This is a genomic window from Novosphingobium sp. BL-S-21 (assembly GCF_055521655.1).
Genome location: NZ_CM145496.1, coordinates 1189005 through 1203494, shown reverse-complemented (window position 1 = coordinate 1203494; position 14490 = coordinate 1189005). Strand labels below are relative to the sequence as shown.

The 14490-nt window shown below is 64.7% G+C and carries 17 protein-coding genes and 1 tRNA gene; 16 read left to right on the top strand and 2 right to left on the bottom strand.

Going from position 1 to position 14490, the window contains the following annotated elements:
• The first annotated feature begins 16 nt into the window (after positions 1-16).
• From ACZ1J6_RS14015 to rpmE, 11 genes are all read left to right on the top strand, one after another.
• Positions 17-1204 (top strand): acetyltransferase domain-containing protein, encoded by a 1188-nt coding sequence (locus tag ACZ1J6_RS14015; RefSeq protein WP_465128133.1) that lies wholly within the window; start codon positions 17-19, stop codon positions 1202-1204.
• A 117-nt stretch (positions 1205-1321) separates the two neighbouring features.
• Positions 1322-2044: a UMP kinase gene (gene pyrH, locus ACZ1J6_RS14010; protein ID WP_132263615.1), complete on the top strand. Its 723-nt coding sequence runs from the start codon at positions 1322-1324 to the stop codon at positions 2042-2044.
• 3 nt (positions 2045-2047) lie between these two features.
• Entirely contained in the window at positions 2048-2605 is a 558-nt protein-coding gene (frr, locus tag ACZ1J6_RS14005) for a ribosome recycling factor (protein ID WP_132263613.1), read from the top strand.
• 28 nt (positions 2606-2633) lie between these two features.
• On the top strand, positions 2634-3329 hold the full coding sequence (gene uppS, locus ACZ1J6_RS14000) for a polyprenyl diphosphate synthase (RefSeq protein ID WP_132263611.1): 696 nt from the start codon (positions 2634-2636) through the stop codon (positions 3327-3329).
• Positions 3316-4089 (top strand): phosphatidate cytidylyltransferase, encoded by a 774-nt coding sequence (locus tag ACZ1J6_RS13995; RefSeq protein ID WP_132263609.1) that lies wholly within the window; start codon positions 3316-3318, stop codon positions 4087-4089. Before uppS ends, ACZ1J6_RS13995 begins: the two co-directional genes overlap by 14 nt.
• A 5-nt stretch (positions 4090-4094) precedes the next feature.
• A complete protein-coding gene (locus tag ACZ1J6_RS13990) occupies positions 4095-5246 on the top strand; it encodes a 1-deoxy-D-xylulose-5-phosphate reductoisomerase (protein WP_465128244.1) in 1152 nt (383 codons plus the stop codon).
• A gap of 30 nt (positions 5247-5276) precedes the next feature.
• The gene (gene rseP / locus ACZ1J6_RS13985) at positions 5277-6662 is read left to right on the top strand and encodes an RIP metalloprotease RseP (protein ID WP_314464419.1); all 1386 of its coding nucleotides are present in this window, start codon (positions 5277-5279) and stop codon (positions 6660-6662) included.
• 157 nt (positions 6663-6819) lie between these two features.
• Positions 6820-9477 (top strand): outer membrane protein assembly factor BamA, encoded by a 2658-nt coding sequence (gene bamA / locus ACZ1J6_RS13980; RefSeq protein ID WP_465128132.1) that lies wholly within the window; start codon positions 6820-6822, stop codon positions 9475-9477.
• Positions 9477-10085, top strand: coding sequence for an OmpH/Skp family outer membrane protein (locus ACZ1J6_RS13975; protein ID WP_465128131.1), 609 nt, complete (start codon positions 9477-9479; stop codon positions 10083-10085). The genes bamA and ACZ1J6_RS13975 overlap by 1 nt, the downstream gene beginning before the upstream one ends.
• Before the next feature lie 20 nt (positions 10086-10105).
• Entirely contained in the window at positions 10106-10558 is a 453-nt protein-coding gene (gene fabZ, locus ACZ1J6_RS13970) for a 3-hydroxyacyl-ACP dehydratase FabZ (protein WP_132263601.1), read from the top strand.
• A gap of 117 nt (positions 10559-10675) precedes the next feature.
• The gene (gene rpmE / locus ACZ1J6_RS13965) at positions 10676-10903 is read left to right on the top strand and encodes a 50S ribosomal protein L31 (RefSeq protein WP_021235635.1); all 228 of its coding nucleotides are present in this window, start codon (positions 10676-10678) and stop codon (positions 10901-10903) included.
• Between the two features lie 107 nt (positions 10904-11010).
• Here rpmE and ACZ1J6_RS13960 read toward each other — a convergent pair whose 3' ends face one another.
• On the bottom strand, positions 11011-11361 hold the full coding sequence (locus ACZ1J6_RS13960; protein ID WP_132263598.1) for a PilZ domain-containing protein: 351 nt from the start codon (positions 11359-11361) through the stop codon (positions 11011-11013).
• A 158-nt stretch (positions 11362-11519) separates the two neighbouring features.
• Here ACZ1J6_RS13960 and ACZ1J6_RS13955 point away from each other — a divergent pair, with 158 nt between their 5' ends.
• Complete coding sequence (locus ACZ1J6_RS13955; RefSeq protein WP_132263596.1) at positions 11520-12077, top strand: superoxide dismutase family protein; 558 nt, start codon at positions 11520-11522, stop codon at positions 12075-12077.
• Positions 12078-12116: 39 nt separating this feature from the next.
• On the opposite strand, the gene ACZ1J6_RS13950 is transcribed toward ACZ1J6_RS13955, so the two are convergent.
• On the bottom strand, positions 12117-12749 hold the full coding sequence (locus ACZ1J6_RS13950; protein ID WP_132263594.1) for a prolyl hydroxylase family protein: 633 nt from the start codon (positions 12747-12749) through the stop codon (positions 12117-12119).
• A gap of 178 nt (positions 12750-12927) precedes the next feature.
• Between ACZ1J6_RS13950 and ACZ1J6_RS13945 the strand changes: the two genes are divergently transcribed.
• The 4 genes from ACZ1J6_RS13945 (at position 12928) to ccmE (ending at position 14488) form a co-directional block, all read left to right on the top strand.
• Positions 12928-13004, top strand: a tRNA-His gene (locus tag ACZ1J6_RS13945).
• 107 nt (positions 13005-13111) lie between these two features.
• Positions 13112-13840 (top strand): heme ABC transporter permease CcmC, encoded by a 729-nt coding sequence (ccmC, locus tag ACZ1J6_RS13940; RefSeq protein WP_132263592.1) that lies wholly within the window; start codon positions 13112-13114, stop codon positions 13838-13840.
• Between the two features lie 25 nt (positions 13841-13865).
• Positions 13866-14006, top strand: a complete 141-nt coding sequence (locus ACZ1J6_RS13935) for a hypothetical protein (protein WP_165921337.1) — start codon at positions 13866-13868, stop codon at positions 14004-14006.
• A 2-nt stretch (positions 14007-14008) separates the two neighbouring features.
• Positions 14009-14488 (top strand): cytochrome c maturation protein CcmE, encoded by a 480-nt coding sequence (ccmE, locus tag ACZ1J6_RS13930; RefSeq protein ID WP_465128130.1) that lies wholly within the window; start codon positions 14009-14011, stop codon positions 14486-14488.
• The last annotated feature ends 2 nt before the right edge of the window (positions 14489-14490 follow it).

The window sequence follows — 14490 nt, the reverse complement described above, 5'->3', positions numbered from 1 at the left end:
CTGTACTGCGCGAGACATGAGCCGAGCCGATCTCCTATCCCTGCCGCAGAACGAAGCCGTGCGTCCCGTTTCGGGTCCGCGGATCATGGCCATCGATGCCCTGAGGGGGCTGGTCATGCTGTTGATGCTCGTCGATCATACCCGCGAGTTCTTCTACCTCGATCGGCAGGTCACCGATCCGATGAACCTCGATGTCACCGATCCCGCGCTGTTCCTTACGCGACTTGCGGCGCATCTCTGTGCGCCGGTCTTCGTCGTACTGACCGGCGTATCGGCCTGGCTCCATGCGCGCGGCGATGCGGCGCGGGCCGGGGCTTTCCTGGCCAAGCGCGGGTTGTTCCTCATTGTGCTGGAAGTGACCCTGGTGAACTTCGCCTGGACTTTCGACCCGGCGCCCGAGACCTATTTTCTCCAGGTCATCTGGGCGATCGGCCTGTCGATGCTGGTCTTGGCCGCGCTCGTCCATCTGCCGCGCGCCTGGGTCGCGGGCCTGGGCGGGGCGCTCATATTGGGGCACAACCTCCTCGACAGCATCACGCTGGCGCCGGACGCGCCTGGGCATGCCCTCTGGGCGATTCTCCACCAGCGCGACCTGATCGCGCTGCCCTGGGGCGCGGCGGCGCGCACCTCCTATCCGGTTCTGCCCTGGATCGGGGCGATGGCGATCGGCTATGCCGCCGGGCCGTGGTTCGGCCGCGAGGCGAACCCGAAGATGCGGGGCAGGGCGCTGCTCCTGTTCTCGGCCGGAAGTCTGGCCCTCTTCGCCCTGCTACGCGCAGCGACGGGATACGGTGACACCCAGGCCTGGACCGTCAGCGGCAACATGCCGCGCGATGCCATGGCCTTCGTGAACCTCACCAAGTATCCGGCCTCCGCCTGTTTCCTGCTGCTGACCCTTGGCATAGGTGCCGCGCTGCTCAACCTGTTCGAACGCGCGGAACACCGCGGCGCCGGTGCGGCGATCCGGTGGCTGGCCGTGCTGGGCGGGGCACCGCTGTTCTTCTACCTCGTCCATCTCTATCTGCTCCACGCCGCCAACCGCGCGGCCGGTGCGGTGATGGGCGCGCAGGGCCTGACGAGCGTGCCTTCGGTGGGCTGGATCTGGGCGCTGGCAGCGCTCACCGCGGTCCCCTGCTGGTTCGCCACGCGCTGGTTTGCCGGGGTCAAGCGCGCCAGTCCCGCCTGGTGGATGCGCTACCTATGAAGGGGTAGGAGGGGCCGCCGCGCAGACCGGGCGCGGTCATCCACAAGCTCGCCCCTTGGCAATCGGCCCGCGCGCTCCTAAAGCCGGGCGGTCCTGCCCAGAGGAGATTGTGCGGCCATGAGTTCTTCCCCTTACAAGCGCGTCCTGCTGAAACTGTCGGGCGAGGTCTTGATGGGAAGCCAGCAATTCGGAATCGATCCCGAATTCGTCGCCGAACTTGCCAAGGAAGTGAAGGCGGCCAAGGAAACCGGCCTGGAGGTCTGCCTCGTCATCGGCGGCGGCAATATCTTCCGCGGCATGGCCGGCGCCGCGCGCGGCATGGACCGTGCGCAGGCCGATTACATGGGCATGCTGGCCACCGTCATGAACGCCCTGGCGATGCAGAATGCGCTCGAGCAGCTCGGCGTCGAGACCCGCGTGCAGTCCGCCGTGCAGATGGACCAGGTCTGCGAGCCGGTGATCCGCCGCCGTGCCGAGCGTCACCTGGAAAAGGGCCGCGTGGTGATCTTCGCCGCCGGCGTTGGCGCACCTTATTTCACCACCGATTCGGGCGCTGCCCTGCGCGCCGCCGAAATGCGCTGCGACGCTCTCCTGAAGGGCACCAGCGTCGACGGCGTCTATGACAGCGACCCCAAGACCAATCCGGATGCCAAGCGCTACGATTCGGTCGATTACGACACTGTCCTCGCCGACAACCTGAAGGTGATGGACGCCTCCGCCGTGGCCCTGTGCCGCGACAATTCCATTCCGATCGTCGTGTTCTCGATCCGCGAGAAGGGCAATCTCGCCACCGTTCTTGCCGGTGGCGGCACCAAGACGATCGTCCAGAAGGGAGCCTGAACAATGGCCAAGTACGACAAGGCGGATCTCGAACGCCGCATGACCGGCGCGATCGAAGCGCTGAAGCACGACCTTTCGGGCCTGCGCACCGGCCGCGCCAACACCGCGCTGCTGGAGCCGATCATGGTCACCGTCTACGGTGCGAACACGCCGATCACGCAAGTCGCCACGATCTCGGCGCCCGAACCGCGCATGCTTTCGGTGCAGGTCTGGGACAAGACGAACATCGGTCCCGTCGAAAAGGCGATCCGTTCGGCCGGTCTCGGCCTCAATCCGATCAATGACGGCAACACCCTGCGCCTGCCGATTCCCGACCTGACCGAGGAACGCCGCAAGGAACTGGCCAAGCTCGCCGGCTCTTACGCCGAAAAGGCCCGCGTCGCCGTGCGCAACGTGCGCCGCGATGGTATCGAGAACCTGAAGGCGGACGAGAAGAAGAAGGAAATCTCGGAAGACGAGCGCAAGCGCGGCGAAACCGAAGTCCAGAAGCTGACCGACGACATGATCAAGTTGCTCGACGAGGAGTTCGGCCGCAAGGAGAAGGAAATCCTCGGCAAGTGAGGCTTAGCCTCGCCGCGAGGGAGACCTGATGGCCAAGGAAGAACCTGCGAAAGTCGTGGCGCGCCACGTTGCCATCATCATGGATGGCAACGGGCGCTGGGCGAAGAAGCGCCACTTGCCGCGTGCGCTGGGTCACCAGCGCGGCGTCGAATCGGTTCGCCGCGTGGTGCGCGGCGCCCGGGAGATGGGGCTGGAAGCGCTGACGCTCTACGCCTTCTCCACGGAGAACTGGCGGCGGCCGGAGGAAGAAGTCTCCGACCTCATGAGCCTGATGAAGCGCTTCATCCTCTCCGATCTGGACGAGTTTGCAGCGGCCGGTGTCCGGCTGAAGATCATCGGGGATTACAAGGCCTTCAAGCCCGATGTGGTCGAATTGGTCGAAGGTGCCGTCGCGCGGACGGCCGGCAACACCGGCACCACACTGGCCGTGGCGCTCAATTACGGTTCGCAGGACGAGATCGCCCGCGCCGCCAGCAAGGCAGCCGCGAAGGGCCCGATCACGCCCGAAACCATCGCTGCCGAACTCGATACGGCGGACATGCCCCCGCTCGATCTGCTGATCCGCACTTCGGGCGAAGTTCGGCTGTCGAATTTCCTGCTCTGGCAGGCGGCCTATGCGGAAATGATGTTCACCGAAGTGCTCTGGCCGGACTTCACCGCCGAGCACTTGCGCCAGGCCCTGGAAGATTTCACCTCCCGCGAGCGACGCTATGGCGGACGCTGACCCCGGCAGGAAGAAGTCCGACCTGGGCGTGCGGACGGCTTCGGCCGTGGTCATGCTGGTCGTGGCCGGCGGCGCGCTGTGGCTGGGCGGGGTGGTCTGGACCGCGTTCGTCTGTGCCGTGGCGCTCGGCGTACTCTGGGAATGGGTCAAGCTGGCCCGCGGCGGCACGCAACATCCCGGCGAGCGCGCGGCCTTCAACTTCGGCGGCATGCTCTATGTGGGCATCGGCGCAGCGATGTTGCTGTTCCTGCGCAACCCGGCTTTCAGCCTTGCGCCGCTGCTGACGATCCTTCTGGCCGTGATCGGCGTCGATGTCGGCGCCTATTTCACGGGACGCTCGCTGGGCGGCCCGAAGATCGCACCTTCCATCAGTCCGTCCAAGACCTGGTCCGGCCTGCTCGGCGGCGTCCTTGGCGCCACGCTGGTCCTGTTCGGCGCCGCGCGCTTCTGGCAGGAGGGGCTGATCTCGGTCCATCCGCAGGGCAATGCGGCGGACGGCCCCGCCTGCTTCGGGATGCAGCCCTGCTGGTACCTGACGGCCAATGCGGTGCCGCTTTTCGCGACCTGTCTGATGACCGGCATCCTGCTGGCCGTCTGCGCGCAAGCGGGCGATTTCTTCGAAAGCTGGATGAAGCGCCGGGCCGGGGTCAAGGACTCGGGCCACTTCATTCCGGGCCATGGCGGTTTCTTCGACCGTCTCGACGGCTTGCTGGCCGTGCTTTTCGTGCTAGGGCTGATGATCCTTTTCCAGCCGCGATGACCATGATGCGCACCATTTCCGTTCTCGGAGCCACCGGCTCCATCGGCGCCTCGACGCTGGACCTCGTTCGCCGCCATCCGGCGGACTGGCGCGTCGTGGCCCTGACCGCCAACGGCAACGTGCCGGAACTGGCCCGGCTTTCGATCGAGCTGTCCGCGCAAGTCGCGGTCGTCGCCGATGAGACGTGCCTGCCCGCCTTGCGGGAGGCTCTGGCCGGAACCGGGATCGAAGCCGCCGGCGGCCCGGCCGCGCTCATAGAAGCCGCCTCGCGCGGCGCCGACGTCACCGTGGCCGCCATCGTCGGCTGTGCCGGCCTCGCGCCCACCATGGCCGCGATCGAGCAGGGCGGGGTGATCGCGCTCGCCAACAAGGAGGCGCTCGTCTCGGCGGGCGAAGTGATGACCGCGGCGGTGGAGCGTCACGGCGCAACCCTGTTGCCCATCGATTCCGAGCACAACGCGATCTTCCAGTGCCTGCAGGGCAACAGCCTCGATCACGTTCGCTGGATCACGCTGACGGCCAGTGGCGGTCCGTTCCGCGACTGGTCGCTCGACCGGCTGACGCTGGCGACCCCGGCACAGGCGGTAAAGCATCCGAATTGGGACATGGGCGCGAAGATCAGCGTCGATTCGGCGACGATGTTCAACAAGGGCCTCGAACTGATCGAGGCGCACTACCTCTTCCCGGTCGGGCTGGACCGGCTGCGTATCATCGTCCACCCGCAGTCCGTCGTTCATTCGATGGTGGAGTATCGGGACGGGTCGACCCTGGCGCAGCTCGGGCCTTCCGACATGCGTGTGCCTATCGCTTCCGCGCTCGCCTGGCCGGAACGGATGGACACGCCCTGCGCACCGCTGGACCTGGCCGAAATCGGTGAACTGACGTTCCGCCGCCCTGACGAAGTGCGGTTCCCCGCCACGCGTCTGGCCAGGGAAGCGGCCGAGGCGGGCGGCGCCATTCCGGCCGTGCTCAACGCTGCAAACGAAGTGGCCGTGGCCGCTTTCCTTGGCGGTCAGATTCCGTTCACGCGCATCGCCGCACAAGTCGAGGACGTGCTCGGGGCCTATGCGCCGCCCGCGCCCTCCAGCCTGTCGGATGTTCTGGCGGTTGACGGCGAGGCAAGAGCAAGGGCAAGCATGCTGGCCGGGACTGCGTGACGGCACGCGGTCCGAAAAGGATTCCCTGAATTGACCGGATCGCCCAACCTGCTGACGACGATCTTTGCATTCCTGTTGGTGCTGGGGCCGCTCGTGCTGATCCATGAGCTTGGCCACTATCTGGTGGGACGGCTGTTCGGCGTAAAGGCGGATGCCTTCTCGATCGGTTTCGGCAAGGAGATCGCGGGCTGGACCGACCGGCGCGGCACCCGCTGGAAGCTCTCGGCCCTGCCGCTGGGCGGCTACGTCCAGTTCGCCGGCGACATGAACCCCGCCTCGGCGCCCCGCGCCGGGGAGGACGGCCTCACGGCCGAGGAACGCGCCAGGACCTTCCATGTGAAGCCGCTGTGGCAGCGTGCGCTTATCGTCTTTGCGGGCCCGCTGACCAATTTCGTCCTCTGCGTGTTGATCCTGGCCGGCTTCGTCTATGCCCACGGCCGTCTGATCGCGGATCCCGAGGTCGTCGGCTTCTCGGAAACTTCCGCGGCCAAGGTGGCGGGCGTGCAGATCGGCGATCGCATCGTCGCCATCGACGGTAACCGCATCGGCAGCGTCACCGATATTCCCGAACACACCGTCTATTTCCCGGGCAAGAACGTGGAACTGGTCGTGGACCGGGAAGGGCGCTCGGTCGTTCTGCCGGTGACCCTGGCTGGCGACGAAGTGAGCGACGATTTCGGCAACAAGGCCCGGATCGGCGACCTCGGCCTCGATTTCGCGGTCCCTGTCGTGAGCGGCTTCATGGGCGATTCCCCGGCCGAGCAGGCAGGCATGAAAGTGGGTGACCGGATCGTTGCCGTCGGCGAGACTCCGATCAGCAGCTTCCGCGAAGTGCCGCCGCTGATCATGCCCATGCCGGGTGCCAGGACGACCATAACCGTCATGCGCGAGGGCCAGGCGCATGTCCTGCCCATGACCATCGGCAGCGCCGTCCAGAAGGACGCGCAAGGCCGCCAGGAAACCGTCGGGCGTATCGGTGTCCAGTCCGGTTTCGGCCGACTTGAGCCTGTTGGGCCGGTCGCCGCGCTGGGTATCGGCGTCGATCGCAGCTTCGCGCTGATGGGCACGATAGTCACCGGTATCCGGCAGATCGTGACCGGAGACCGGTCCGTCCGAGAACTGGGCGGCCCGATCAAGATCGCCAAGTATTCCGGCGAGCAATTCTCGCTGGGATGGGAGCCTTTCGTGGGCTTCGTGGCGATGATCTCGATTAACTTGGCATTCATCAATCTCCTGCCAATTCCTGGCCTCGACGGCGGGCACCTGGCTTTCTATGCGGCCGAATTGGTCCGTCGCAAGCCGCTGGGACTGCGCAGTCAGGAATGGGCGATCCGCACCGGGGTGGCACTCGTGCTTGCCCTGATGGTGTTCGTCACGGTCAACGATCTGGCATCGCTCCCGATTTTCGGGGGATAGCCTGGAGAATTCATCAGCCATCACATTTCCGCCGGGATTGGCTGCTTGATTGGACGTCGTCCATCGGGCAGATGGGCGCGATTACCCGTCGTCATGACGGGCAGCCTGGCGGGTCGGTCGAAGTCCTCGCGAAAGCGAATACAGGAATTTGCGTAGAATGATCGGATTGGAAATGGGTCGCAGCACTGAAGCTCGCCGTGCGCCGCAGCTTGCCGTAGTGCTCCTGGGGACCACGATCCTCGCGGGCGCCCCCGGCATTGCCCTTGCGCAGAATGCACCTGCCCCCGCCGCTCCCGTCTCGGCTCCTGCTCAGGCCCCCGCCGAAGTCGGCGAAACGATCCAGACGATTCAGGTCACCGGCGCCGAGCGCCTCGAAGCGCAGACCGTGCTTTCGTACATCCAGCTGCGCGTCGGCCAGCAATATACCAAGTCCGCCGGCGACGCCGCGCTCAAGGATCTCTACGGAACCGAGCTGTTTTCGGACGTGCAGGTCAACAACGACAAGGGCGTCGTGACCATCACGGTCAAGGAAAACCCGGTCATCAACCGCATCATCCTTGAAGGCAACAAGCGCATCAAGGACGACAAGATCCTGCCCGAGATCAAGGTCTCCCCGCGCCAGATCTTCACCCGTTCCAAGATCCGCGCCGACGTGGCCCGCATCATCGAACTCTACAAGCGCCAGGGCCGTTACGCTGCGACTGTCGAGCCGAAGATGGTCATGCTTGACCAGAACCGCGTCGACATCGTCTTCGAGATCACCGAGGGCGACAAGTCCAAGGTGCGCCAGATCAACATCCTGGGCAACGAGCAGTTCTCCGACGGCGAACTGCGCAGCCAGATGGTGACCAAGCAGGCCCGCTTCACGCGCCTGTTCAGCTCGGGCACCAGCTACGATCCCGATCGCATGGCCTTCGACCAGCAGAAGCTGCGCCAGTTCTACCTGACGCAGGGTTATGCCGATTTCCGCGTCGTCTCGGCCGTGGCCGAACTGACGCCGGACAAGAAGGACTTCATCATCACGTACGTGGTGGAGGAAGGTAAGCGGTACAAGTTCGGCGACGTGAAGGTCGAGAGCCAGCTGCGCGATTTCGATGGCGACAAGCTGGCCAAGAATCTCGCGCTCCACAAGGGCGACTGGTACAACGCCAAGCTGGTCGAAGACACGATCGAGGGCCTGAACGACACCGCCGGTGCCTTTGGCTATGCCTTCGCCGACGTGCGCCCGCAGTACGATCGCGACAAGGAAAACCTCACCATGGGGCTGACCTTCGTGATCCAGGAGGCGCCGCGCGTCTATGTCGAGAAGATCGACATCAACGGCAATACCCTGACTCAGGACAAGGTGATCCGCCGCGAATTCCGCCTTGCGGAAGGCGACGCCTTCAACTCGCTGCAGGTCAAGCGTTCGACCAACCGCATCAAGTCGCTCGGCTACTTCCAGGAGAAGTTCGAAGTCGAGCAGAAGCCTGGTACGGCCGAGGACCGCATTATCCTCGAAGCCAACGTCGAGGAAAAGCCGACTGGTGAACTCCAGCTCTCGGCCGGTTTCTCCAGCCTTGAGCGCTTCATCTTCCAGGCTTCGATCCGCCAGCGCAACTTCCGCGGCCGTGGTCAGACGGTGGGCCTGTCGGGTAGCTATTCGTCCTACTCGAAGTCGGTCGAAGCCAGCTTCGTAGAGCCGTACCTGTTCGACAAGAACGTGTCGCTGGGCGTCGATATCTATCGCCGCGATTACAACAGCTTCAATTACACGAATTCGGACCGCAACACGACCTACCAGCAGTCGACCACGGGCTTCCAGGTTCGTGCCGGTGTGCCGCTGACCGAATATCTGACCGCCATCGGCCGCTACACGCTCAACTACGATGATGTGTCGCTGGACAAGGGTACGTACTACTCGGTCGATTCCAACGGTAACTACGCATGCGACCCGCTGCGTGCCGGCCGTTATCTCTGCGATGCGATCGGCAAGCGTCTCAGCTCGATCCTCGGCATGTCGGTGGTTTACGACAATCTCGACAACCGCCAGCGTCCGACCCGCGGTGAAACCATCTCGGCCAACGTCGACGTGGCCGGCCTCGGCGGCGACGTGAAGTACTATCGCCTGCGTGCCAATGCGGCGAAGTACTGGCCGCTCGGCAAGGGCTTCATCTTCTCGATCCAGAGCGAAGGCGGCCTGATCAAGGGCTGGGGCGGAGACGATGTCCGCCTGACCGACCGTTTCTATCTGGGTGAGCCCCAGATCCGCGGCTTCGGCATTCGCGGCGTCGGCCCGCGCGTCGTGCGTCAGTATCTTACGGCGGACAGCGACGGGAACTACACCGTCAAGGGCGAGGATTCGGACGACGCTCTCGGCGGCAAGTATTACTACATGAATCGCGCCGAACTCGAGATTCCTCTGGGCTCGGGTGCGCGTGAAATGGGTCTGCGCCCGTCCATCTTCGTGGATGCCGGCGCGGTCTGGGCCATCAAGTCGCCAGTTCTGAACCAGTGCCCGAGCGGCTGCTTCATCGGTTCGCGCGACTCCAGCGGTAACCAGCTCTACACCGAGACGGCAACCGACGGCACGACCTCGACGACCACGAGCGCGACCAACTCGGTCACCGGTGCAGCGAATGCCGCCATCGGTACCACCAGCTACTTCACCGAAACCTTCGAGGGTAATACGTGGAAGCCGCGCGTTGCCATCGGTTTCGGCGTGAACTGGAACTCGCCCTTCGGGCCGTTCCGTATCGATATCTCCAAGGCGCTGCTCAAGTATGACGGCGACAATACCAAGACCTTCACTTTCAACGTGGGAACTCAATTCTGATGAACATGCTTCTCAAGTCCGCCGCTCTGGCCTCGGGCCTGGCGTTTGTCGCTCTGGCCCAGCCCGCGCTCGCGCAGGCTGTGCCCGCGTCGAAGGTGGCCGTGGTCGATCTCGACCGCGTTGCGCGTGAGTGCAACGCCTGCAAGACTGCCAACCAGTCGCTGCAGCAGCAGATCCAGGCTTTCGAGGCACGCCGCAACCAGCTGCAGACCTCGCTCCAGCCTGAAGCCCAGGGCCTCGAAACCGCCGTCAAGGCGCTGAACGGCAAGCAGCCCGACGCCGCGCTGCAGACCCGCATCCAGGCCTACCAGCAGAAGGAACAGCAGGCCGGCCAGGAACTGCAGGGCCAGCAGCAGCAGATCCAGCGCAACCAGGCCTATGTCGGCCAGCAGATCCAGGCGCAGCTGCAGAACCTCTACAAGCCCGCCATGCAGAAGCGCGGCGCCAACATGCTGGTCGAAATGGGCCAGACGCTGGCCTACGATCCCGGCCTGGACGTGACCACCGACGTGCTGACCGCGCTTAACGGTGCGCTCACCTCGATCAACACCACGGCTCCGGCGCAGCAGCAGCAGCAGCAGCCTGCTCCCGCGGCCTCGGGCCGCTAAGGGCAGCGGCGGGTAAGGCGATGAGCGAGCCGACCGAGTTCGTCTACGACACCGCGAAGATCCTCGCGGCTCTGCCGCATCGCTACCCGATGCTGCTGGTCGACCGCGTGGTCTCGTTCGACGAGAACGAGATCCATGCGGTCAAGGCCGTGAGCTTCAACGAGGACTTCTTCCAGGGCCACTTCCCCGGCCGTCCGATCATGCCCGGCGTGCTTCAGATCGAAGCGCTGGCGCAGGCCGCCGGCATCCTCGCGATCGAAGCACTCGGGCTCGCCGGAACCGGCAAGCTGGTCTACTTCATGGCGATCGAGGAAGCGAAGTTCCGCAATCCCGTGACGCCGGGCAACCTGCTCGACCTGCGGGCCGGCTTCGTGCAGAAGCGCTCGCGCGTCTGCAAGTTCTGGGGCAAGGCCTCGATCGGCGAGAAGGTGACCTGCGAAGTGAACTTCACCGCCATGATCGCCGACGCCTGACGGGCAGGGGAGGGCCAGCCTTCCCTTGACCCTTGCATTTTCGGGGGCGTCCGTGTAAGGGCGCCGCTTTCCGAAGCAGGCCGGTCGGAACCGGCCATATGCGAAGAGAGATACGACATGAAGGCCGATACGCATCCCGACTACCACATGATCACCGTCCAGATGACCGACGGCAGCACTTTCCAGACCCGCTCGACCTGGGGCTCGGAAGGCGACACGCTGGTCCTCGACATCGATCCCACGTCGCACCCGGCCTGGACCGGCGGCAAGGCCCAGCTGCAGGACGGCGGCCGTGTTGCCCAGTTCAACAAGCGTTTCGGCGGTCTTTCGCTCAAGAAAAACTGAGCGCAGACAGCTTCGAACACAAAGAAGGCGGTCCTTTCGGGCCGCCTTTTTTGTTGTCCGGTTCAGGTTTCTCCGATTCGCTCGGCAGCGTGTCGGAGGTGTCCTGGTCAGGTCTCGAAGCCGAAGTCCATGAGATCGAGCCAGTCCAGCCGTTCGGCGGGGACGGGGCGGAGGAATTCCATCCCGGCGGCATCCCCACGCACCCAGCGCACGATTGCCTGCAGCGCGGGCGCGCCGGTTTCCAGTCGGATCGAAACGAATGCGCCTGGGCGCAGCCAGTCCGCGTCGCCCCGAACGCTGCAACCATGGGCCGAGACGTCGGCGAGTTGGACCGATGCGGAGCCGCCGCGGGCCGATTCCAGCGTGGCATCGTAGCAAGTGACGTGCCGATGTTCGCGGCGCCGGTCGTCGCGGGCCCGCGCGGGGCTGGGCATGAGCCTTGCGAGCGATGCGTTCACTGTGCGATGTCCTTGGCGTACCGTTGAAAATTCGGAGCCAATTTCCGTCAATACCGTTAACGGACAGTCACCGTGGGGCGATCGGAACCAAAATCTCCGGCCGGTCCTGATGGAATGAGGCAGATGCCGGTTTGCCGGCTTGCAGATGGAGAAGCGCAATGAACCGTAACTTCCGTATCCTGACCGCCTGTGGCGCCGCACTCGTGGCCAGCGCCGCTCTCGCCGGACAGGTGCAGGCTCAGGACACCGCAGCGGCCGCGCCGATGGTTCACGCCGATGTCATCGGCCTGGACGGCAAGCCGATGGGGACCGTCATGCTTCAGGACACGGCGGGCGGCGTGCTCGTCACCACCGATCTCAAGGGGATTCCTGCCGGCGACCATGGCTTCCACTTCCACGAGAAGGGCGTGTGCGAACCGGCGCAAAAGTTCACCACGGCCGGTGGTCACTTCACGGGCGGCGACCACAAGCACGGCCTGATGGTCATGGGCGGGCCGCACGGCGGTGACATGCCGAACCAGCACGTCGGCGCGGACGGCGTGCTGAAGGCGCAGGTTCTGAATACCGGGGTGACGCTGGCCGCAGGCGCCAAGTCACTGGCCGATGCGGATGGTTCGGCGCTGGTCATCCACGCCGATCCCGACGACTATACCAGCCAGCCTGCCGGCAACGCCGGTGGCCGCATTGCCTGCGCGGTGATCAGCGCTCCGAAGTGATCGTGGCGAGCGGGGCGCGCTCGCTGAGCTGCTCCCCGCTCACCCCCAGGGCTTTTCCCGGTACCACTGGGTGATGACGTACTTGTAGCCCTTGCGCACCTTCATCGCGTGATGGAGCGTGGCGGCATTGAGCGTACCGTCGGCGCGGCGGTTGTTCCAGGCGATCAGCTTCCCGCGCTCGGGCTGGATGAGCTTGTCGATCACCTTGAACCGCGTGGCGCCGCCGGCCTCCACATCGTTGAGGTAGACCATGAAGGTCCAGGTCCGCTGGCCCGCGACCGAACAGTATTTGTCGTAGTCGCTGTTGTTGGGCTCGAAGTAGTCGGTGTGTGCCTTGAATTCCTGGCCCACCTCGTAGCGCTGGCCCTGGAGCGGCTCCGCGTGGGCGATGTCGATACCCGACAACTGCGCCAGTTTGTCCGCCAGAGCCGCCACGGCGGGATCCTCGGGTGAAAGATCGCAGGTCGAACTGGTGCGGAAGGCATCGTCACCGTTGTAGTTGGCGATCGTCGAGGGCCGATGCTGCGCCTCGATCATGGCAAGCAGAGCGTCGCATTCCTCCCCGGACAGGAACGCGCGCAGGACGAAGAGGTCCAGCCGCGATGAGGGGAAGCGCTGCACGCCATGGCGCGAGAGCAGGATGTCAGCAGATGATTCGCCGGGAGACTTCATGCTGCACCCTTAGCGGGCCGCTCCGGGCGAGAAAATTGCATGAGTTTCGGCCTGATCCAATTTTTTGCTTTGCAAGAGGGCAAACCTTGTGCAAAGGGCGCCCTCCGCAACGGTCGCTGCAAAGCGAAACGGAGCGGACTTCGGAAGACGCGTCGTTTCAAACCGCGTTTGCCGTGTGGCGATTGTAGCTCAGTTGGTTAGAGCGCCGGTTTGTGGTACCGGAGGTCGTGGGTTCGAACCCCATCAATCGCCCCATTTCTCCTTCTTCTATCGCCATATGGATCAAATGCCGGGTGAAATTCCCGATGCTTTGACGTAGGCCACTTGCTCCTTTCCCTGCGGACGATAGAACGCCTTCGACCATGCACGGCCTTGCCAATCCCGCCCGGTTCCTGCGCATCGCCCGATGGCTGATGCCGCTTTGCATGGGCATCGGATTCGCCGTGGCGTTCGGGGCCCTGGGGTGGGGGCTGTTCTTCGGCCCGGCAGAGCGTCTGCAAGGCGAAACCGTTCGCATCGTCTATCTCCATGTCCCGGCCGCCTGGCTCGGCATGGCGGGATGGATGGGAATTGCGGCCGCCAGCTTTACCGAACTCGTCTGGCGCCACCCGCTCGCGGGCATAGCCGCGCGTGCCTGCGCAGTGCCCGGGGCGGTGTTTACCGCCGTCTGCCTGATTACCGGATCGCTCTGGGGACGGCCGGCCTGGGGCACCTGGTGGGTCTGGGATGGCCGGTTGACCAGCATGCTGGTGCTGCTTTTCCTCTACTTCGGCTGGATGGCGCTTTCGCAGGCGAGCGAGGCTGCCGACGGCAGCCAGAACCGCGCACCCGCCATCTTCGGCCTGGTGGGCGCCGTGAACATTCCGATCATTCACTACTCGGTCATCTGGTGGAACAGCCAGCACCAGGCGCCCAGCATCAGCCTGGGCAAGTCGGCGATGGCCGGCGATTTCCTCTGGCCGCTGCTTCTGGCAATGCTGGGTTTCACACTGCTTTTCGCAGGCTGCGTCCTGGCGCGGATGCGCGCAATCCTGGCAAACCAGCAAGCCGAAGCCCGCTTGCGGCGCAAGGCCCTGAGCGAGGCCTGGTGACAGTCATGCCGGATAAGAGGAACTGATGCGCGAGGCGATGGACCCCTGGATCTTCGTGGCCGCGGCCTATGTGGTCGGGATCGGTGCGACCGTGACGATGGCGGCATGGTCGCTGCTGTCGATGCGTCGTGCAGAGAAGCGCCGTGACGATGCGAGGAAGCGCTGAGCATGGCGCAGACGGCCCATGTCCGCCCTGGCGGGATCAAAGCGAAGCACCAGAGGCTGGTCCTCCTGGCCGTGGCGCTGGTCGTTCTCGTCGGCGCTGCCTTGCTGGCGGCCTGGGCTTTGCGCAACCAGGCCAGCTATTTCTACGTGCCGGCCGAGATCGTGGCCAAACCGCCCGAGCCCGGCCGCGCCGTGCGGCTGGGCGGGATGGTCGCGCAAGGCTCCCTGAAGACCGAGGCTGACGGCGTAACGATCGCCTTTGTCGTGGAAGACGGCAAAGCGCGCGTTCCGGTGCGCTTCAAAGGGATCGTCCCCTCGCTCTTCGTGGAAGGCTCCGGCGTCGTGGCCGAAGGGCATCTGGATTCCGGCGGCACGTTCCAGGCGGACAATCTCCTGGCCAAGCATGATGAGAACTATGTGCCGCGCGAAATGAAGGACATGAGCAGGGAACAGGCCGAGCAAGTGATGCGCGAGACGAAATGAGC